The sequence below is a fragment of the Psychrobacillus mangrovi genome (assembly GCF_037104765.1).
Taxonomy (GTDB): Bacteria; Bacillota; Bacilli; order Bacillales_A; family Planococcaceae; genus Psychrobacillus; species Psychrobacillus mangrovi.
Genome location: NZ_JBAWSY010000007.1, coordinates 1 through 19,817, shown reverse-complemented (window position 1 = coordinate 19,817; position 19,817 = coordinate 1). Strand labels below are relative to the sequence as shown.

The window sequence follows — 19,817 nt, the reverse complement described above, 5'->3', positions numbered from 1 at the left end:
ATGCAGGATAAAATAGATTCTTTAACAAATCAGCTAATAGAAAAAAACGATAAACTTTCCGCGGCAAAGGCTAGAGCATGGATTGAACTGCTTTGGTCAGATTTTGAATCATCCTATGCGAAAGCTGGATATGATTATAAGGGAGCAGCAGTTACCGAAATGGTCATCAAGAAATGGATTGAAGGCTATGGTAACCAGTTACATGAATTTGCCAGCACGAATGAGAAGTACAAGCATCTTTTGGAAGTAGACGATTTCTTAAATTAAAGGCTTTGTTATTTATTACGGATAATTTTTAATACCCAAGAACACGGATGTGCGCTTGCCGCACGCTTCGTATGAGCCTCCGCAGGATGAGTCGCTCCTTCGTCACTCCCACATCCTTTACGGGGTCTCATTCTTCGCGCTCTTGCGGCGTGTAAGGCGCACATCCTGTAATCAGGATTATAAATTAACACTACATTTGATAGAATATACTTTATATCTTATAAAAAGAAAACACTGGCATTCGCGCCTTGCCAGCCGCATGACGTGCCGTATGAGACAGCGAAATGCGCTAGCGCATACAGCGGCTCATGCGGACGTGCGGCCAGCGCAAATGCCAATAGTTGGTGATTTATCCGTTCCAGTCTATGCATAAAAAGTTCGTTGAAAGTAGAAACACGGATGTGCGCTTGCCGCACGCTACGCATGAGCCTCCGCAGGATGAGTCGTTCCTTCGTCACTCCCACATCCTTTACGGGGTCTCATTCTTCGCGCTCTTGCGGCTTGTAAGGCGCACATCCTAAAGACATCCCGATGAATTTGAAATAATTATCGAAGATAGCAATCCTACATCCTGTTTTCAGGAATTATTGATAACAATACGTTTAATCGAATGTACTCATGCGGACGTGCGGCCAGCGCGAATGCCGATAGTTAGTAATATATATTTTTTTCTTACAATGAAGTTAGACAAGCTAAATAAAAAAAGCTAGGAAATTGATTTCCTAGCATTTCTATTTTATTTCATCAATTGGCGTGAAATCTAATTTTTTTCGTAGTTTGTCTTCACTAAATATCCAACCTGTATAAGAATTGACGATTTCCAATTCTTCATTCAAATGTGCTACTGCTACAAAAGGATAATAATCATTACTTCTATATCTTAAATCGATTAGGCGGACTTCATATAATTGATCGAACTTAGTGATTTCCCAACGATAAATAGGCGAAAAAGAAAGAAAAGCGCTTAAGTTTTTATCTTTTAAGGCTGCTTTCACCAAATCAGAATCAGGTAATGGAACTCGTTCGAATTTATCGTAAATGGTAATAGAGCGACCATATGCTCGTCCAACATAATGGTGTGTCTTGGATAGAGCGGCTACACGCCACTGAAAAAAACGCATGGTTGGTGCAACTATAATTTGCTCTGCATCTGGAATTGTATGTTTGACGGCATTTTTAACCGCTGCTTGTACTGCAAATCGTAAAATATAATAACACACGATTACTGCGTACATAATAAGAAAGGTTGGAACTGGATTAGCACCAAACATCCATAATAGTAAGCCTAAGACATGTAAGCCAAAAATTATCGGATCAAAAGTATTAATAACCCCTAGTGCTACCCATTTCCTTGAAAAAGGTCGGATTGCCTGTGTTCCATAGGCATTAAAAATATCTACAAATACATGTAAAAAAACGGCTAAAAATGTCCAAAGCCAAAGATGAAGGAAATTTGCTTCTTGTATAATCAACCAAAGTACGGATGAAATGAGTAAGGGCCATAAAATGACCGCAGGAATGGAATGTGTAATCCCGCGATGATGTCTTATATATACTGCATTACTGCGTAATTTTAAAACTGTATCTATATCAGGTGCTTGGGAACCGATAATAGTTCCAGCAATCACAGCAGTAGTAGTAAGAGAACTACTTGCAACTACTGGGTCTGCAAATGCTATGCCTCCGAGGGCTATTCCCATTACAATGTGTGTACCTGTATCCACTTTACCATCTCCTTTTTGGACAACAAGTTAAATTAATCATAAAATAAAATCGAATAAATAACAAAGCACATACTAACTTATACCCGATTATTAATGACAGTAATCGCAAGGAAGGAATTTACATTGAACGATTTATATAAACAACAAGTACGAAAAGAATTAGTTTCTTGGTTTGAGGAAGAAAAACGTGACTTACCTTGGCGTAAAACAAAAGATCCCTATAAAATTTGGGTTTCGGAAGTTATGCTACAGCAAACAAAAGTGGATACCGTTATACCTTATTATGAAAGATTTATTTCAAAATATCCTTCGCTTGAATCATTAGCGAGCGCTGATGAAGAAGAATTATTAAAAGAATGGGAAGGCTTAGGATATTATTCTAGAGCGCGTAACTTACAGGCAGGAGTAAAAGAGGTGGTCGAGGATTATGGTAGTATCGTTCCATCGACGAGAAAAGAAATATCAAAGCTTAAAGGAGTCGGTCCATATACAGCAGGAGCGGTATTAAGTATAGCATACAGTGTACCTGAGCATGCAGTAGATGGAAATGTCATGAGAGTGCTTTCCCGTCTATTATTAATAAAAGAAGATATCGCCAAACCAAAAACGAAAAAAGTTTTTGAAGAGGCTGTCATGGAGTTGATCGATAGGGAGAATCCTTCTTCTTTCAATCAAGGATTGATGGAACTAGGAGCAGTAATATGTACACCGACTAAACCCAAATGCTTGCTTTGTCCTGTAAGAGAATATTGCACAGCATTTTTTGAAGGAATGCAAGAAGAACTGCCAGTTAAAACAATTAACAAAAAAACAAAAATACATAAAATGAAAGCAGTTGTCATTGAAGAAGATGGGAAAATTCTTTTGGAAAAGCGTCCGAGTAAAGGGCTGCTAGCGAATATGTGGCAATTTCCAATGGTCGAACTTCCCACTGCGACTCATACAGTAGAAGAGGTAATAGAACATGATTATCGAATAAGTATTGTAAAAGGGAAAGAAATAGCTAGCTTCAAGCATATCTTTTCACATTTAACGTGGGAAATGGAAAGTTTTGAAGCGAAGCTAACAAAAGACAAAGGACTACCGACTAACTGCAAATGGTTTACAAAGATAGAAGTTGAAAATCAACCGATGCCAGTTCCAATGTTGAAAATCTGGAACGCATGGAAAGAAAGGAATTTGGAACAATGACAACGAGCAAAGTAGCACTAGTAACGGGAAGTAGTAGAGGTTTAGGAAAAGCAATAGCGATAGAACTTGCTAAAAGTGGATATGATATCGTAGTTAACTATGCAAGAAGTAAATCCGCAGCACTTGAAACAGTGCAGGAGATAGAAGCTTTAGGAAGAAAAGCGCTTCTTGTTCGTGCAAATGTGGGAGATGTAGAAAAACTACGTGCAATGTTTCAAACGATTAAAGAAGAATTCGGTCGATTAGATATATTTGTTAGCAATGCTGCCTCTGGTGTATTAAGACCAATAATGGAATTAGAAGAGTCCCATTGGGATTGGACAATGAATATTAACGCAAAAGGAATGCTTTTTGGTGCCCAAGAAGCAGCTAAATTAATGAATAACGGTGGGAAAATTCTTGGAATAAGTTCACTTGGTTCCATTCGTTATCTAGAAAATTATACGACTGTCGGTGTATCAAAGGCAGCAATTGAATCTATCACTAGATATTTAGCTGTAGAATTAGCCCCAAAAGGGATTTCTGTTAATACGGTTTCTGGTGGAGCGTTGGATACAGATGCACTAAAACACTTTCCAAACCGTGAAGAACTATTAGAAGATGCTCGTATAAATACTCCTGCTGGGAGAATGGTCGAAATCGAAGATATGGTGAAAACTGCAATGTTTTTATTATCCGATGACTCCATGATGATTAGAGGGCAAACGATAATTGTTGACGGTGGAAGATCGATAAAAATGTAAAATAAAACGAATAATAACTTCTATGGCGTACATCATATATGTGTACGGAGGTGAAATCCATGAAAAAGAATAACAGTAGACAATCAAACAAGAGCCAAGAGTTTGCATCAGAAACTGATATTCAAAATGTAAAAGGACAAAACCGTCAAGCTGAAACGAAAAAACAACAAGCAAGCGGTTCAAGAGCAAATCGTTCTTTTAACTCAAGTAAATAAGTGGATTCACCAAATTCAGCGAAGGCATTTTGCCTTCGCTGATTTTTTTACTACAGTTTTTTTGTATGGATTGCTATAATGAGTAAATAAGTTAAAATTCAATATTGCGCTTGATGAAAAGGTGGCTAAATCATGGCGATTCCAATCGAAGGAGAAATTATTCAAATTCACAGCTACAAGCATAATGGCCGCATCCACCGTGTCTGGCAGGAAACGATGGTTTTAAAGGGCACCAAAAATATTGTAATAGGAGCAAATGAGCGGACACTTGTCATTGAGGCGGACGGAAGAACCTGGATTACAAGAGAGCCTTCTATTTGTTACTTTCATGCAGAATATTGGTTCAACATTATTTGTATGCTTCGAGAAGATGGTGTATATTATTACATTAATATGAGTTCGCCATTTGTCTACAATAATCAACGATTAAAATACATTGATTATGATTTAGATGTAAAGGTTTTCCCAGACATGACCTATACGATTCTAGATGAAGATGAGTACGAACAGCATAAAAAGGAAATGAATTATCCAAGAGAGATAGACGGGATTCTTGACCGTAATATAGAAAAACTAATTTCTTGGATAAAGCAAAGAAGAGGTCCATTTGCTCCAGATTTCATCGAAGCGTGGACAAGTCGTTATCATTTTTATAAACAGTTAAATGACTAGTTGGAAAACCTGTTGAGAAACACAACAGGTTTTTGCAATTTTGAAAGGAAGTAATACTATGAGTTCGATGAAGCGGTATATGCAATTTGTAAAACCATATAACCTTCAAATATTATTAACGATTGTTATTGGTATTATAAAATTTGCTATACCTTTATTTATACCAATTCTTATAAAAATCGTAATTGATGATATTATTGGTGGCGACATGACTTCGGAAGAAAAGATACAGCAATTGGTTTATTGGCTGGGAGGCACTGCGTTAGTATTTTTAATAGTTCGCCCGCCAATCGAGTATTATCGACAATATTTGGCGCAATTAGTGAGCAATAAAATATTATATGATATACGTCAAAAACTATATATTCATTTGCAAAAATTAAGTTTGAAGTATTATTCGAATACACGAGCTGGGGAAGTTATTTCAAGAGTTATAAATGATGTAGAACAAACTAAAAATTTTGTCATGATTGGTTTAATGAATGTTTGGTTAGATTTAGCAACTATTCTAATTGCAATTGGAATAATGCTTACAATGAATGTAAAGTTGACACTTGTTACTTTGCTAGCATTTCCATTTTATGCTTTTAGTGTGAAATACTTTTTCGGCAGACTACGAGATCTCACAAGAAAACGTTCGCAGGCATTAGCGGGAGTCCAAAGCTATTTACATGAACGTGTACAAGGTATGAGTATTATTAAAACCTTTACATTGGAGAAGCATGAACAAAAATTATTTAATGAAGCTAATGGGGAATTTTTAGATAAAGCAGTTGACCAAACGATTTGGAATGCAAAAGCTTTCGCTGTCGTAAATACAATTACTGACATTGCACCGTTACTTGTGATAGCTTATGCAGGATATGAGGCAATCAACGGAAGACTGTCTGTAGGGACGATGGCAGCATTTATTGCGTATATCGAACGTTTATACAGTCCATTACGGCGTTTAGTTAATTCATCTACAACATTGACGCAATCATTTGCATCTATGGATCGTGTCTTTGAATTAATGGATGAAGAATACGATATTGAGGATAAAAAAGGAGCGTACACAATAGATCGCTCACTTGGTAATGTTACATTTTCTAATGTGTCATTTCAATATGACAAAGATGGAACTACGATTTTAAATCATGTTGATTTTCATGTGAACGCCGGTGAAACAGTAGCATTTGTCGGAATGAGCGGTGGAGGAAAGTCTACTATCATAAGTCTTATACCTAGATTTTATGATGTGACAAGTGGCAGTGTCCAAATTGATGGTCAAGATGTCCGGGATGTAACAATTGAATCCTTAAGGAAACATATCGGAATAGTATTACAGGACAATATTTTGTTTAGCGATTCGGTAAAATCAAATATATTAATGGGTAATCCAAATGCCACCGATGAAGAGGTAATAGAAGCTGCTAAGGCCGCTAACGCTCATGAATTCATCATGGAACTACCAGAAGGCTATGAAACAAAAGTGGGAGAACGAGGAGTAAAACTTTCTGGTGGACAAAAACAACGGGTAGCAATTGCACGAGTGTTTTTAAAAAATCCTGCAATTTTAGTTCTAGATGAGGCGACTTCTGCATTAGATTTAGAGAGTGAAGCTTCAATTCAAGATTCATTAGAAAAACTTGCGAAAGATCGTACTACTATTATTGTAGCTCACAGACTTTCGACAATCACACATGCTGATAATATATTTGTTATAGAAAATGGTGAGGTCGTTGAAAATGGAAATCATCATAACTTAATGAATCAAAAAGGTGTATATTATAATCTCTTTCAAATACAACATTTAGATACAGTAAATTAAATAAGGAAACACCCTATAAGTGAACATTAGCTTATAGGGTGTTTTTTGCTATAAAAGATAGTCGAATGGTTATTTATATAATTGTATGAAAATACAGATTAAATTGGAAGTTATATGTGAGTATGGATACATCAACTTTAATAAAGGTATTGCATAGTCATTTAAAATGTGTAGAATATTTAATATAGTAAGATAAGAAAGAAAAATTTGATTATTCGGAAAGGGGGAGCGATATGCAAAATCGTCAAGTAATTTTAGAAGTGAAAGATCTTCAAACTTCCTTTTTCACAGATGATGGTGTTATACCATCCGTTGACTATGTTGATTTTCATGTAAAAGAAGGAGAGATTTTAGGAATTGTAGGCGAGTCAGGTTGCGGTAAAAGTGTAACATCTCTTTCAATCATGGGCTTGGTGCCTAGTCCTCCAGGGAAAATAACAAACGGACAAATTTTATTTAAGGGAAAAGATTTAACGAAATTTTCAGAGAAGGAAATGCGAGGCGTTCGTGGAAATGATGTTGCGATGATTTTTCAGGAACCTATGACTTCATTAAATCCTTTATTCACAATTGGAAATCAACTAATAGAAGCAATAACATTACATAAAAAAGACTGGAGTAAAAAGCAAGCGAAAGCTAGAGCAATTGAAATGTTGAAGCTAGTAGGATTACCGAGGGCAGAAGAATTGATGAGAGATTATCCTCACCAACTCTCTGGTGGTATGAGACAGCGTGTCATGATTGCTATGGCATTAGTGTGTGACCCAAAGGTCCTTATTGCAGATGAACCAACAACTGCTTTAGATGTAACGATTCAGGCTCAAATTTTAAAGTTGATGAGAGACTTGAATGAGCGATTGAATACAGCGGTTATATTAATTACACATGATCTAGGAGTTGTAGCTGAAACATGTGAACGAGTTGTTGTTATGTATGCGGGAAAAGTAGTGGAAGAGGGATCAGTTGAGACAATTTTCAATAATCCGCAACATCCATATACGAAAGGGTTAATAGCTTCAGTTCCAGATATGCGTTTCAAAAAACAGCGACTTTATTCTATTCCAGGAAATGTTCCAAAGCCAGGCACGATTAAAGAAGGGTGTAGGTTTGCTGCACGTTGTGAATCAGTGTTTGGTCGATGTACGCTTGAAAGTCCTCCTCTATACGAAATATCCGAAGGTCATAAAACGAGATGTTTCTTATATGATGAAAAGGAGGTTGGAGTACATGACAAAACCGCTGCTACAAGTTGAAGGATTAAAAAAGTACTTTCCGACTCACTCGGGCTTATTAGGGAAACAGTCAGGTTACGTAAAAGCAGTGGACGATGTGTCTTTTTATGTCAATGAAGGTGAAACACTCGGTATTGTAGGCGAGTCAGGTTGTGGTAAATCTACTACTGGCCGAATGCTTATGAGATTACTAGAACCGACGGAGGGCAAAGTAACTTTTGATGGAAAAGAATTGACGAATATTTCTAATTCAGAAATGAGAAAAGCACGAAGAGAGATTCAAATGGTTTTTCAAGACCCTTATGCATCATTAAATCCCCGCCATACTGTTGAGAAGATTTTAATGGAGCCTCTGATTGTCCATAACATTGGGGATGCAAAAAGTCGTAAAAAGAAAGTATATGACTTTTTAGAAATTGTAGGACTTAGTAGTTATCATGCGAAAAGGTATCCACACCAATTTAGTGGTGGGCAACGACAAAGAATTGGGATTGCAAGGGCATTGATGACAAATCCAAAGTTGATTATTGCAGATGAGCCAGTTTCCGCGCTTGATGTTTCTATACAAGCACAAGTACTTAATCTCATGCAAGATTTACAGAAAGAACTAAAGCTAACTTATATCTTTATCGCACATGATTTAGGGGTGGTGCGGCATATAAGTGACCGCGTTGGAGTTATGTATTTAGGTAAAATGGCTGAGCTTGCTACAAGTGAATCCCTTTATGCGGAACCACTGCATCCATATACAAAGGCGCTGCTTTCAGCAGTTCCTGTTCCCGATCCAGAATTTAAAAGGGAACAAATTATATTAGAGGGGGATATTCCGAGTCCATCTAATCCACCGACAGGTTGTACGTTTCATACAAGATGTCCTTTTAAGATGGATGTTTGTACAACCGTTGTACCGAAATTAGAAGAAGTGAAAACAGGTCATTTTGTTGCCTGCCATTTATATAAAGAGGCAGTTCAACATTGATAATATTTTTTACGGAGGGGTTAATATGGGGAAGAAGAAAATATGGTCATTTTTATTGCTGATGTTAGTTGCCCTATCAGTGGTTCTTGCAGCATGTTCTTCGGGTAATTCATCGGAAGGCACTAGCAGTACAGACAAAAAGAGTGAGGGTGCTACTGATGGGGGATCAGCATCTACTGGCAACAAAGTACTTATTTTTGGTCGTGGTGGAGATTCCGTTTCATTAGATCCTGCCGCAGTAACAGATGGGGAATCTTTCAAAGTAACACAAAACGTATTTGAAACACTTTTGAACTTTGGGGAACAAGATACAACAATCAATGAAGGATTAGCAACAAAATGGGAGCCTTCAGAAGATGGACTTACTTATACATTTACGCTTCGTGAAGGTGTTAAGTTCCACGACGGAACAGACTTCAATGCAGAGGCTGTAGTGAAAAACTTTGAACGATGGGCAAATGGTTCGGAAGACAAATTCCCGTACTATGCTTCTATGTTTGGTGGTTTTGTTGGAGATGAAGGTCATGTAATTGAATCTGTAACTGCAGAAGGAGATTACACAGTTATTTTTAAATTAAAACGTGCACAAGCACCGTTCTTAAAAAATATTGCAATGAGTCCTTTTGGAATTGCTAGCCCGACAGCGTTTGAATCTGCAGGGGACGCTTTTGGAGACAATCCTGTTGGTACCGGTCCGTTTAAATTTGTTGAATGGAAACGTAATGATTCAATAACTGTTGAAAAATTTGAAGATTATTGGGCTGAAGGACTTCCAAAGCTTGATAAAATTGTTTTCCGCTCTATTCCAGATAACTCAGCTCGTTTAAATGCTCTTCTCACTGGTGAAATTGATTTAGCTGATGGAGTTAATCCAGCAGATGGTGCAACAGTTGAAGGGGATTCAACTCTGCAATTATTTAAACGTCCATCTATGAACGTAGGATATCTTGGTCTTACAACAACACGTCCTCCGTTTGATAATGTAAAAGTTCGACAAGCTATTAATCATGCAATCGACAAACAAGCGATTGTAGATGCTTTCTTTGAAGGTCAAGCAGAAGTTGCGAAAAATCCAATGCCATCTTCTATTAGTGGATACAATGATGATATTCCAGGTTATGAATATGATCCGGCAAAAGCAAAAGAACTTTTAGCAGAAGCAGGATTTGCGGATGGTTTTGAAATGGATTTATGGGCAATGCCTGTACCAAGACCATATATGCCAGATGGAACGAAAGTGGCTGAAGCAATTCAAAAGAACTTAGAGGATATTGGGGTTAAAGCGAATATCGTTTCTTTTGAGTGGGCTACTTATTTAGAAAAAGCGCGTAACGGAGAAGCAGACGCATTTATGCTAGGGTGGACTGGTGATAACGGTGACGCGGATAACTTCCTTTATGTATTGCTAGACCAAGACAATATAGGAAGCAACAACTACACTTACTATAGCAACGACGATCTACACAAAATCCTAATTGAAGCACAAACAGAAGTTGACGAAGATAAACGTAATGAATTGTATAAGCAAGCTCAAGAAATCATTTTTGCAGATGCTCCTTGGGTACCACTTGCACACTCAACTCCATTACTTGCAGGGAAAGCGGAATTGGTAGACTTCCTACCACATCCTACTGGATCTGATAAATTAACGAATGTCGACTTTAAGTAACTAGCTTGAAGGGGAGAGGTCTTCGTGATTTCTCCCTTTCTTTATTTTTAGTAGGAGAGGTGAAGACAATGCTTCACTATATCGGAAAAAGATTATTACAGTTAATCCCTGTTTTGCTTGGTATGACATTTGTCGTCTTTATGATTATTCGGGCTATCCCTGGGAATCCAGCGCAGGTTATATTAGGTCAGCTAGCATCGAAAGAAGCTATAGAAGCATTGGAAATAAAACTTGGATTAAATAATCCGTGGTATACGCAATACTTTGATTACCTATTTGGTCTTCTAAAAGGAGATTTAGGGGAATCGATGCGAACTGTTCAGCCAGTTGCAAAAGAAATTTGGCCATATTTAGCGGCAACTTTTGAATTGGCGATATTTGCCATTATCATTGCGGTTATCATTGGTGTTAATGCGGGAATTATCTCTGCTTGGTTCCAAAACTCTTGGTTTGATTATTTTGCGATGATTTTAGCGTTAATAGGAGTATCAATGCCAATCTTTTGGTTAGGTTTGATGGAGCAATGGATATTTGGAATAGAACTCCAATGGCTCCCGACAACAGGAAGAGAGGAAGTAAGGAATCCCGTTTCCTCTGTCACGAATTTATATGTAATAGATACAATATTAAATGGTCGTTTTGATCAGCTAGGTCTAGTGTTAAAACATCTAGTCTTACCAGGAATTGCACTTGCAACTATTCCAATGGCCATTATTGCGCGAATGACCCGCTCTAGTATGTTAGAAGTAATGAGAGCAGATTATGTTCGTACTGCTCGAGCAAAAGGACAAAAAATGTTTTGGGTCGTTTACAAGCATGCTTTGAAAAATGCTATTATTCCAGTTTTAACTGTTATCGGCTTGCAAATGGGTCTTTTACTTGGGGGAGCAATATTAACAGAAACTATATTTGGTTGGCCAGGAATTGGACGTTATATTTATGATGCAATTCAGTTCCGTGACTATCCTGTCATTCAATCCGGAATATTAATTGTAGCTTTTATATTTGTAATGATTAATCTATTTGTTGATATTTTATACGGTTTAATTGATCCAAGGATTAAATACGACTAAAAGGAGGAATAAGGATGTCCGAAATGGTTCCGAACTCGATAAATGAAACAGTAGTTGCCGTAAAAGATACATCGACCGGTCCTTGGCGCGATGCTTGGCGCAGCTTTAGTAAAAACAAAGTAGCGTTAGTTGGAGCAGTGATTGTTCTTTTCTTCGTGTTTTTAGCAGTATTTGGTCCGTGGCTAGCACCTCAAGGGATTAATGAACAGTCTATTAAAGATCATCGATTGCTACCGCCGTCCAGTGAGTTTTGGTTTGGGACGGATGATTTTGGTCGAGATATTTTTTCACGTATCATCCACGGAGCAAGAATATCGCTTGGAGTAGGATTCTTCTCTGTTATAGGGTCCGTAGTAGTTGGTAGTATTCTAGGAATTATTGCTGGTTATTATGGAAAATGGGTGGATATGATCATCTCCCGAGTATTCGATGTAATGCTAGCATTCCCAAGTATATTATTGGCAATAGCAGTTGTTTCTGTATTAGGTCCTTCCTTACGTAATGCATTAATAGCAATCGCCATTATTAATATTCCTAACTTTGGTCGACTCATTCGCTCAAAAGTTTTGAGTATTAAAGAGGAGGAATACATAACATCTGCCAAAGCAATAGGGATGAAAGACATACGTATATTATTTTCTCATATTCTGCCCAACTCGCTGGCTCCCGTAATTGTTGCTGGCACCTTGGCCATTGCATCGGCGATTATTGAAGCAGCAGCTTTAGGGTTTCTTGGTCTTGGGGCGCAGGCACCTGCACCTGAATGGGGAAAAATGTTAGCGGATGCTCGAATGTTTTTACGCAACGCACCATGGACAATGATTTTCCCGGGTCTTGCGATTATGCTAACAGTACTTGGGTTTAATTTAATGGGGGATGGACTACGAGACGCATTGGATCCTCGCATGAAAAACTAAAAAACGTGTCACCTTGTAAATAGGTGACACGTTTTAGACTTTTGACAAACTTGATTGAATTTGACTTTACTAAATAATATCGTCCGATAAATAAGAAAATCGTTGAAACGGCTCCCTTTCCGCGGGAGTTGCCTTAGCCTCCTCGCTGCGCTGCGGGGTCTTCGGCTAACTCTATTCCCGCAGGAGTGTCGCCTTTTTCAACGATTTTCTATAGATACAATTGAAAAAACTTACTCTTTAATGGCATGATGATTTTCTAATTGAAAAGCAGATAATAGTTGATTGGAGTGGAAGGCGGCGACTCCAGCCGGAATAGCATGAGCTGAAGACCCTGGACTGAGCGTAGCGAAGGAAGCGGCTGAAGCCATGCCGGCGGAAAGCGTCCGCCTGGAACAGAAATCAACGGGTTCGAAATAAAAATCGAGTATGTGAACAACTTGTCGTTCACATACTGTTATGAAATCTCAGTGAGGACTTTCTCACCCTCATAGACTTTTTCCGTGCCCTCGCTATGCGCCTGCTTTTTTCCACTGGTGCAAAGAAACTTTGTCGATGCAGGCATGTGTGCTTTTGGGAATTTCTTAATATGGTGTTTCTTCTATTTGTACTGTAAGTTCTGTGCTATGAAAGGTTTGATACGAAGTGATTAGCGTATCGATATGTTCTAATTGCTCCTCATACTTTAAAATAGCCGATAATATATGAAGTAAGTGATAGGTCGAAAATTCTTCTTCAATTTTAGTAAGGGCAATTTGTTGGACAAAAATATCCATTACTTCTTGCCTTTGAATGAATGCTTCTGACCCATTCCATTCTATATGCTCCGGTTTTAACTTTCCTATAAACTTCAAGTGAAGCTGTTCGTGATAAGTGAGAAGAGCATCTAAACGTTCTTTGATCATCATTCTAAAATGCTCGGGAAGCTCTAATAACTCGTTTTCATGGATATGAAGTCTTTTTAAAACATCCAAGCTTTTATAGGAAACGGAGATTAGTTCTCGATAAACGACTAATTTTCTTCCTTTTGTAAAGGCTGCTTTTTTCGAATAGCCGCGTTCTTCTTTAAAAAAAGAATAAATCTGATCTATCCGAGATAATCGATCTTTTATTTGACTAATTGCTTGTTTTGTAGAGCTATGGTCGGACGCATTTCTTACCGCAATTCGAATCCAGCGTATAATCTCGTCTTGTGTATAATGAATTGCATTAAACAGTTTCGTTTCGAATTTGGGCGGTATAAATATTAAATTCACGAGAAATGCGGATACAACTCCTACGAGAATAGTTAAAAATCGTATTAATGCGAATGTTAAAAAGTCATCGCTTTGAACTTCCATTATCGCAATAACAGTTACTAGTGCTAAAGAAATTGTTTTTTCAAGTTTGAACTTCAACATAATCATGATAGCAAATATTGCGGCAAAACCTACTGCAATAAAGTGATTTCCAAATACTAAAGCGAAAATAACTGCTATCGCTGCTCCGATTAAATTCGATTGTATTTGCTCAATAACAGTCAAATAGGATCTATATATAGAAGGTTGAACTGCGAATATAGCAGCTATTCCCGCAAAGACAGGGTTAGGAAGCTGGAGTAAATCTGCTATGAATAATGAGAAAACAATCGCTACTCCAGTCTTAAAAACGCGAGCTCCTAATTTCATTCAATCCTATCCTTTCATTTCCTACAGGTTCCAGGTAACGTTTACTTTAATTGTGCAAAGGCTTTATCAACAGCAGCAATTGTATCTTTAATATCTTCTTCTGTATGTGCTGTTGTAACAAACCATGCTTCGTATTTAGAAGGTGCAAGATTGATGCCTTGAGTTAGCATAAGCTTGAAGAATTTGGCGAACATTTCCCCATCTGTTGCTTCTGCTTGCTCATAGTTTTCCACTTTAACATCAGTAAAATAAACAGAAAGAGCACCTTTTATACGATTAATAGTTATCGTTATATTATTTTTTTCTGCTGCTTCTAGGATACCTGCTTCTAATATACTACCAAGTCTATCTAATTCTTCATATATACCAGGTTGTTGTAAAATTTCTAAACATGCAATACCTGCTTGCATAGACGCAGGATTACCTGCCATTGTTCCTGCCTGGTAAGCAGGTCCGAGTGGAGCTACTTGTTCCATAATTTCCTTTTTACCGCCATATGCTCCAATTGGAAGGCCACCACCGATTATTTTACCAAGTGCAGTAAGATCGGGAGTTTGATTTAACATAGTAGAGGCAGCCCCATAATGAAAGCGGAATGCTGTGATTACTTCATCATATATTACTAGAGCTCCTTTGTCTTTTGCTATCTTGTGAACAATTGGTAAAAATCCTTCGTTTGGCTCAACCATACCAAAATTTCCTACGATTGGTTCTACTAAAATACAAGCTAATTCTTCTCCCCATTTTTCCATCGCTTCCTCATAAGCTTTTGGATCGTTAAATGGAATAGTAATTACTTCTTCTGCAATGGTTTTAGGAACTCCTGCTGAATCTGGTGTACCAAGCGTGGCAGGACCCGAACCCGCTGCCACTAAAACTAAATCAGAGTGTCCATGATAGCAACCAGCAAATTTCATAACTTTCGTTCTTCCTGTATAGGCACGGGCTACACGAATTGTTGTCATGACTGCTTCTGTACCTGAGTTTACAAAGCGTACTTTATCCATAGAAGGAATTGCTTCTTTTAACATTTTTGCAAACGTAACTTCATGCTTTGTTGGAGTTCCATAAAGGAGTCCTGTTTGAGCTGCTTTAGTAATTGCTTCAGTAATATGTGGATGTGCGTGTCCCGTAATAATAGGGCCATAAGCTGCTAAGTAATCGATATATTTGTTACCGTCCACGTCATAAAAATAAGCACCTTCTGCTCTGTCCATGACAGTTGGAGCCCCTCCACCAACAGCTTTATATGATCTAGATGGGCTGTTTACCCCACCTACGATATGTTCAAGTGCTTCTTTTTGTATTTGTTCAGATTTAATGTGTTCCAATTGTAAAAACCTCCGCTTGATTTGGCTTGCTTCACTAAAATGAAAGTATAACGTTACGAACGAGCCACTGTCCAGTGACTCAGGCTATAACTGTTCTATTTAATTGTAGTCAATTTTTTTGAAAAACGCGAAAGAAAATTGAACTTACTGGAAAATTCCGATACTATGAAAGCAGTAACTAAGGGAGGAATCAATATGCAAACATTAGAAGGTATGATAGCACCAAAATTTTCTTTAAAAAACGAAACGGGAAAAATAGTATCATTAGATGATTTTGCTGGTAAGAAGTATGTTGTGTTATATTTCTATCCGAAAGATTCAACTCCAGGCTGTACGACAGAAGCATGTGATTTTAGGGATACACATGAAGCCTTTTCTGATTTAAATGCAGTTATTCTTGGTGTAAGTGCTGATAATGAAAATGATCATACGAAATTTATTAAGAAACATGGTTTACCATTCTCATTGTTAGTCGATGATACCCATGAAATATCAGAAGCATATGGGGTGTGGAGATTGAAAAAGATGTTTGGTAAAGAATTTATGGGAATTGAAAGATCTACATTTTTAATTGATCCAACAGGAACAATTATAAAAGAATGGCGTAAAGTAAAGGTAGATGGGCACGTAGAAGAAGCGCTTGAAACATTGAAAAACATTGTGAATACTGGAGAATAAAAATGAACATATTATTTTCTTTTTTACCTAAACCAGAGCAACAAGCAAACTTAATAGAAAGATTTCCACATGTAAAATTTTATTTTCAAAAACCATTTGATGAAGAGACCTTACGTAATGCAGAAGTATTTGTAACGTATGGAGAAGATATTAATGCATCTCATTTGGAAGCGGCAGACCGCTTGAAATGGATTATGGTAGCTTCCGCTGGTTTAGAAAAAATGCCTTTGAAGGAAATAGCAAGCCGTAATATACTTGTGACTAATGTTAGAGGTATTCATAAAATACCGATGGCAGAGTCTATTCTTGCGCATATTTTATCCATAAAAAAATCACTTCCGATTATTGCTCAAAACCAAAGGAATAGTATATGGTCTAAGAAAGTGTATTCATCGGAACTTTATGGCTCTACTGCATTAATTCTAGGTCCCGGTGCAATAGGAGGGGAAGTGGGAAGAATCCTACAAGCTTTCGGCGTGCATACAATCGGATGTAATCGTAGCGGAGAGCCATCCGATTTTATGGATGATATGACTTCTTTTTCAGAATTGAAAAGAGCGCTGCCTAAAGCAGATTTCGTTATTTCTATATTACCTAGTACAGTAGAAACAAAGAATTTATTAACCAATGAGCATTTTCATTGTATGAAGCCTACCGCTATCTTTATGAATTTCGGTAGAGGAGATGTAGTTAAAGAGGAAGTGCTTTTACAAGCATTACAAAATAACTATATTGCTTATGCGGTACTAGATGTTTTTGAAAGCGAACCGCTAAAAGAAGATCATCCTTTTTGGAAAATGGAGAATGTAGTCGTTTCTCCTCATGTTTCCAGCCATTCTTCTCAATATATCGTTCGTGCATTGGATATTTTTACGGAGAATTTAACAAAATGGTTAGATGAGGACCCTTCATTAATTAACGTAATTGATTTGGAAAGAGGATACTAATAGTAGTACATATTCCCTTTAAGACTGTAAAGTTTGACATCTAATGCTCTTTTTCCTTATACTTATTGTAACAATTACAAACTAAGAATAATACGAAAAGAGGTGCATTGCGATGACGGAAGTACATTTGAGAGATGCTTTAGATACATTAAAATCTACTGGTGTACGTATTACACCTCAACGCCATGCGATATTGGAATTTATTATCCAATCAATGTCACATCCAACTGCGGACGATATATATAAAGCACTTGAAAGTAAATTCCCTAGCATGAGTGTTGCGACAGTGTATAACAATTTACGTGTATTTAGAGAAGCTGGGCTAGTAAAAGAACTTACTTTTGGAGACTCTTCTAGTAGATTCGATTTCATAACAAATGATCATTATCATATGATTTGCAACTCATGTGGGAAAATTGTTGACTTTCATTACCCAGGATTAGATGAAGTAGAGCATTTAGCTTCCCATTTAACGGGATTTGAAGTTAGTTCACATCGTATGGAGATTTATGGAACATGTCCAACGTGTAAAGAACAGGCAACGAAAGTACAATAAGAAAACCGAGCGGAAACATATCGCTCGGTTTTTTTGATTTTATCTTTAGTTATCTCTTTCTATTTAAAGATTGATCGAATTCTTGACCCTCAAGTGATGGATCCAGTGTCAATGGTTCCTTACAATACATACACATGTCAACTCTCCCTAAAACTTTAGTATGTTTTCCGCAATTCGGACATACAACTTGTACAGCTTTAGTGGAAAGTAATCCGATCCAACCATAAACAGCAGTGCTTGCTATAATAGAAATTAATCCAAGAGTCATAAAAATAGTTACTAGAATAGCATTTTCGCGAAAGAATATTGCGCCATACATAATGATGAATCCGAAGAATATTAGTCCCAATGCAAAGGAACGTATTCTATTTATTTTGTTTTTATAAGGTTTCATTTTCATCCTCCTAATTTCTAAATCCACTATATCATAATTTGGTTTGAACTACTTCCCTTTTACTTCGAGTTCATTTCTTAATACCCATGATAATTGCTATTGTGTTAGACTTCTTGACGTTGATGTTAAAATAATGTTTTGAGCGATTTAATAGAAGGAGTTATAAAATAGTTGTCGAAAAACTATTATAAGGAAATAAAGGAGGCGCAATTTTGGAAGCACTTTTGAGACCTATTTATCAAGAAAGAGCAAGTGACCCTAATACACTAGGTATTATATTTGTAGAAAAACGTGAAGAGGTTAGTCCGATAACAGATACATTTGATTCTATTTTATTTATATTGACTAGAGATGGAGAACAACCTATTTTTACAAAACATTATACGTTTAATGATAAAAAAGCAGCTATGCATGTGATAACGGAGAAACAGTTAAAAAAATGGTTATTGCTAGGAACAAATCCTAAATTAGTAGATTGGTTAATTAACGGCCGAGTAATTTTTGATCGAAATGAATATATAGAAGAATTGAAAAAAGAGTTACAAGAGTTTCCGATTAACGGTAGAAAAGTGAGAATGGGGATTGAGTTTGCTAAATTAAGTAAAAGATATTTAGAAAGTAAACATTTTTTTGAGCAGTTGAATTATCTAGATGCTTATAACCATATAGTAGAGTCTTTACATCATTTAGCTCGTTTGGCTGTATTTGAACACGGATTGCATCCAGAAGTGATGGTATGGAAGCAAGTGAAACAGTTAGATCCATCCATCTATAAATTATACGATGAGCTTGTTTCTAGTGAAGAAACTATAGAAAAGAGATTGGAACTCTTGTTTTTAGCAAGTGAGTTTTTAATTCATTCTAGAATAAAAGAGGGAGCACAACATATATTAGATGTGCTAGCTTCAAAAGAGTTTTGGACAATCCAAGAGATTCATGAGCAAGAAGAATTAAAAAATTACTCTGTGGATCTAGAAGTCTTTATAGAATTTTTAGTAGAAAAAGGTTTTATATTAATTGAAAAACAACCTACTAAAAGCAATGAAATCATGCATAGATACTACAAAGTTAGGTGATTTATAAATCTCGAAAAAAACGGACATAACCTTTTGTTCGTTTTTTTGTTGACAAAACTATCGAGATAGTAGTATTATAATAAGCGTCGTCAAAAACGAAATAAAAAATATTGACGAAAAAGTTTTTTGAAAAACTTCTTGACTCATCGCTTGAGTGATGATAAATTAGAGAAGTCGCAAAAAACGACATAACAAAATGAACATTGAAAACTGAACATGCAAAACGTTAAGACATATAGCTTGATAGACTAACTTCGGTTAGTCAGATAGCAAACAATTTTGACATCATTTAATGATGATGCCAGCAAAACAAAATGAGCTTTTTAAGTTCTCTATTATGGAGAGTTTGATCCTGGCTCAGGACGAACGCTGGCGGCGTGCCTAATACATGCAAGTCGAGCGGATGATGAAGAAGCTTGCTTCTTCTGATTTAGCGGCGGACGGGTGAGTAACACGTGGGCAACCTGCCCTGTAGATTGGGATAACTCCGGGAAACCGGGGCTAATACCGAATAATCCATTTCCTCACATGGGGAAATGTTAAAAGACGGTCTCGGCTGTCACTACAGGATGGGCCCGCGGCGCATTAGCTAGTTGGTGAGGTAACGGCTCACCAAGGCGACGATGCGTAGCCGACCTGAGAGGGTGATCGGCCACACTGGGACTGAGACACGGCCCAG

19 protein-coding genes and 1 rRNA gene are annotated in these 19,817 nt (G+C 37.2%); 16 read left to right on the top strand and 4 right to left on the bottom strand.

What is annotated here, in order from left to right; translation table 11 throughout:
* Positions 1 to 267 (top strand): YfhJ family protein, encoded by a 267-nt coding sequence (locus WAX74_RS11080; protein WP_336497725.1) that lies wholly within the window; start codon positions 1 to 3, stop codon positions 265 to 267.
* A gap of 731 nt (positions 268 to 998) precedes the next feature.
* Here WAX74_RS11080 and WAX74_RS11075 read toward each other — a convergent pair.
* A complete protein-coding gene (locus WAX74_RS11075) occupies positions 999 to 1,991 on the bottom strand; it encodes a metal-dependent hydrolase (protein ID WP_336497724.1) in 993 nt (330 codons plus the stop codon).
* A gap of 123 nt (positions 1,992 to 2,114) precedes the next feature.
* On the opposite strand from WAX74_RS11075, the gene mutY reads away from it, so the two are divergent.
* From mutY to WAX74_RS11025, 10 genes are all read left to right on the top strand, one after another.
* Entirely contained in the window at positions 2,115 to 3,182 is a 1,068-nt protein-coding gene (mutY, locus tag WAX74_RS11070; RefSeq protein WP_336497723.1) for an A/G-specific adenine glycosylase, read from the top strand.
* A complete protein-coding gene (gene fabL / locus WAX74_RS11065; protein WP_336497722.1) occupies positions 3,179 to 3,925 on the top strand; it encodes an enoyl-[acyl-carrier-protein] reductase FabL in 747 nt (248 codons plus the stop codon). The genes mutY and fabL overlap by 4 nt, the downstream gene beginning before the upstream one ends.
* A 38-nt stretch (positions 3,926 to 3,963) precedes the next feature.
* Positions 3,964 to 4,140: a gamma-type small acid-soluble spore protein gene (locus tag WAX74_RS11060; protein WP_336497721.1), complete on the top strand. Its 177-nt coding sequence runs from the start codon at positions 3,964 to 3,966 to the stop codon at positions 4,138 to 4,140.
* A 132-nt stretch (positions 4,141 to 4,272) separates the two neighbouring features.
* The gene (ntdP, locus tag WAX74_RS11055) at positions 4,273 to 4,812 is read left to right on the top strand and encodes a nucleoside tri-diphosphate phosphatase (protein ID WP_336497720.1); all 540 of its coding nucleotides are present in this window, start codon (positions 4,273 to 4,275) and stop codon (positions 4,810 to 4,812) included.
* 58 nt (positions 4,813 to 4,870) lie between these two features.
* Entirely contained in the window at positions 4,871 to 6,622 is a 1,752-nt protein-coding gene (locus tag WAX74_RS11050) for an ABC transporter ATP-binding protein (RefSeq protein WP_336497719.1), read from the top strand.
* 233 nt (positions 6,623 to 6,855) lie between these two features.
* Positions 6,856 to 7,875, top strand: a complete 1,020-nt coding sequence (locus WAX74_RS11045) for an ABC transporter ATP-binding protein (protein ID WP_336497718.1) — start codon at positions 6,856 to 6,858, stop codon at positions 7,873 to 7,875.
* Positions 7,850 to 8,833 (top strand): ABC transporter ATP-binding protein, encoded by a 984-nt coding sequence (locus WAX74_RS11040; protein ID WP_336497717.1) that lies wholly within the window; start codon positions 7,850 to 7,852, stop codon positions 8,831 to 8,833. Before WAX74_RS11045 ends, WAX74_RS11040 begins: the two co-directional genes overlap by 26 nt.
* A 25-nt stretch (positions 8,834 to 8,858) precedes the next feature.
* On the top strand, positions 8,859 to 10,502 hold the full coding sequence (locus WAX74_RS11035) for an ABC transporter substrate-binding protein (protein ID WP_336497716.1): 1,644 nt from the start codon (positions 8,859 to 8,861) through the stop codon (positions 10,500 to 10,502).
* 68 nt (positions 10,503 to 10,570) lie between these two features.
* Positions 10,571 to 11,575: an ABC transporter permease gene (locus tag WAX74_RS11030; RefSeq protein ID WP_336497715.1), complete on the top strand. Its 1,005-nt coding sequence runs from the start codon at positions 10,571 to 10,573 to the stop codon at positions 11,573 to 11,575.
* Between the two features lie 14 nt (positions 11,576 to 11,589).
* Positions 11,590 to 12,492 carry an ABC transporter permease gene (locus WAX74_RS11025; RefSeq protein WP_413788957.1) on the top strand — a complete coding sequence of 301 codons (903 nt, stop codon included), beginning with the start codon at positions 11,590 to 11,592 and terminating at the stop codon, positions 12,490 to 12,492.
* Between the two features lie 581 nt (positions 12,493 to 13,073).
* Here WAX74_RS11025 and WAX74_RS11020 read toward each other — a convergent pair.
* Together WAX74_RS11020 and WAX74_RS11015 are read right to left on the bottom strand one after the other, a co-directional pair.
* Positions 13,074 to 14,156 (bottom strand): FUSC family protein, encoded by a 1,083-nt coding sequence (locus tag WAX74_RS11020; protein ID WP_336497714.1) that lies wholly within the window; start codon positions 14,154 to 14,156, stop codon positions 13,074 to 13,076.
* A gap of 41 nt (positions 14,157 to 14,197) precedes the next feature.
* Positions 14,198 to 15,487, bottom strand: a complete 1,290-nt coding sequence (locus tag WAX74_RS11015; protein ID WP_336497713.1) for a glutamate-1-semialdehyde 2,1-aminomutase — start codon at positions 15,485 to 15,487, stop codon at positions 14,198 to 14,200.
* A 195-nt stretch (positions 15,488 to 15,682) separates the two neighbouring features.
* On the opposite strand from WAX74_RS11015, the gene bcp reads away from it, so the two are divergent.
* From bcp to perR, 3 genes are all read left to right on the top strand, one after another.
* The gene (bcp, locus tag WAX74_RS11010; protein WP_336497712.1) at positions 15,683 to 16,165 is read left to right on the top strand and encodes a thioredoxin-dependent thiol peroxidase; all 483 of its coding nucleotides are present in this window, start codon (positions 15,683 to 15,685) and stop codon (positions 16,163 to 16,165) included.
* A 2-nt stretch (positions 16,166 to 16,167) separates the two neighbouring features.
* Entirely contained in the window at positions 16,168 to 17,112 is a 945-nt protein-coding gene (locus WAX74_RS11005) for a D-2-hydroxyacid dehydrogenase (protein WP_336497711.1), read from the top strand.
* 112 nt (positions 17,113 to 17,224) lie between these two features.
* Positions 17,225 to 17,668, top strand: a complete 444-nt coding sequence (perR, locus tag WAX74_RS11000; protein WP_336497710.1) for a peroxide-responsive transcriptional repressor PerR — start codon at positions 17,225 to 17,227, stop codon at positions 17,666 to 17,668.
* A gap of 49 nt (positions 17,669 to 17,717) precedes the next feature.
* Here perR and WAX74_RS10995 read toward each other — a convergent pair whose 3' ends face one another.
* Positions 17,718 to 18,062 carry a YgzB family protein gene (locus WAX74_RS10995; RefSeq protein WP_053592040.1) on the bottom strand — a complete coding sequence of 115 codons (345 nt, stop codon included), beginning with the start codon at positions 18,060 to 18,062 and terminating at the stop codon, positions 17,718 to 17,720.
* A 212-nt stretch (positions 18,063 to 18,274) separates the two neighbouring features.
* Between WAX74_RS10995 and WAX74_RS10990 the strand changes: the two genes are divergently transcribed.
* Both WAX74_RS10990 and WAX74_RS10985 read left to right on the top strand, forming a co-directional pair.
* The gene (locus WAX74_RS10990) at positions 18,275 to 19,138 is read left to right on the top strand and encodes a nucleotidyltransferase-like protein (RefSeq protein WP_336497709.1); all 864 of its coding nucleotides are present in this window, start codon (positions 18,275 to 18,277) and stop codon (positions 19,136 to 19,138) included.
* Between the two features lie 334 nt (positions 19,139 to 19,472).
* Positions 19,473 to 19,817: ribosomal RNA gene (locus WAX74_RS10985) — 16S ribosomal RNA — on the top strand; the annotation flags it as partial.

Bases quoted from the DNA above. Each gene is read 5' to 3' on its own strand.
- WAX74_RS11080 (WP_336497725.1), top strand. From the start codon at position 1: ATGCAGGATAAAATAGATTCTTTAACAAATCAGCTAATAGAAAAAAAC.
- fabL (WP_336497722.1), top strand. From the start codon at position 3,179: ATGACAACGAGCAAAGTAGCACTAGTAACGGGAAGTAGTAGAGGTTTA.
- WAX74_RS11060 (WP_336497721.1), top strand. From the start codon at position 3,964: ATGTGTACGGAGGTGAAATCCATGAAAAAGAATAACAGTAGACAATCA.
- ntdP (WP_336497720.1), top strand. From the start codon at position 4,273: ATGGCGATTCCAATCGAAGGAGAAATTATTCAAATTCACAGCTACAAG.
- WAX74_RS11050 (WP_336497719.1), top strand. From the start codon at position 4,871: ATGAGTTCGATGAAGCGGTATATGCAATTTGTAAAACCATATAACCTT.
- WAX74_RS11045 (WP_336497718.1), top strand. From the start codon at position 6,856: ATGCAAAATCGTCAAGTAATTTTAGAAGTGAAAGATCTTCAAACTTCC.
- WAX74_RS11040 (WP_336497717.1), top strand. From the start codon at position 7,850: ATGACAAAACCGCTGCTACAAGTTGAAGGATTAAAAAAGTACTTTCCG.
- WAX74_RS11035 (WP_336497716.1), top strand. From the start codon at position 8,859: ATGGGGAAGAAGAAAATATGGTCATTTTTATTGCTGATGTTAGTTGCC.
- WAX74_RS11030 (WP_336497715.1), top strand. From the start codon at position 10,571: ATGCTTCACTATATCGGAAAAAGATTATTACAGTTAATCCCTGTTTTG.
- WAX74_RS11025 (WP_413788957.1), top strand. From the start codon at position 11,590: ATGTCCGAAATGGTTCCGAACTCGATAAATGAAACAGTAGTTGCCGTA.
- WAX74_RS11020 (WP_336497714.1), bottom strand. From the start codon at position 14,156: ATGAAATTAGGAGCTCGCGTTTTTAAGACTGGAGTAGCGATTGTTTTC.
- bcp (WP_336497712.1), top strand. From the start codon at position 15,683: ATGCAAACATTAGAAGGTATGATAGCACCAAAATTTTCTTTAAAAAAC.
- WAX74_RS11005 (WP_336497711.1), top strand. From the start codon at position 16,168: ATGAACATATTATTTTCTTTTTTACCTAAACCAGAGCAACAAGCAAAC.
- perR (WP_336497710.1), top strand. From the start codon at position 17,225: ATGACGGAAGTACATTTGAGAGATGCTTTAGATACATTAAAATCTACT.
- WAX74_RS10995 (WP_053592040.1), bottom strand. From the start codon at position 18,062: ATGAAACCTTATAAAAACAAAATAAATAGAATACGTTCCTTTGCATTG.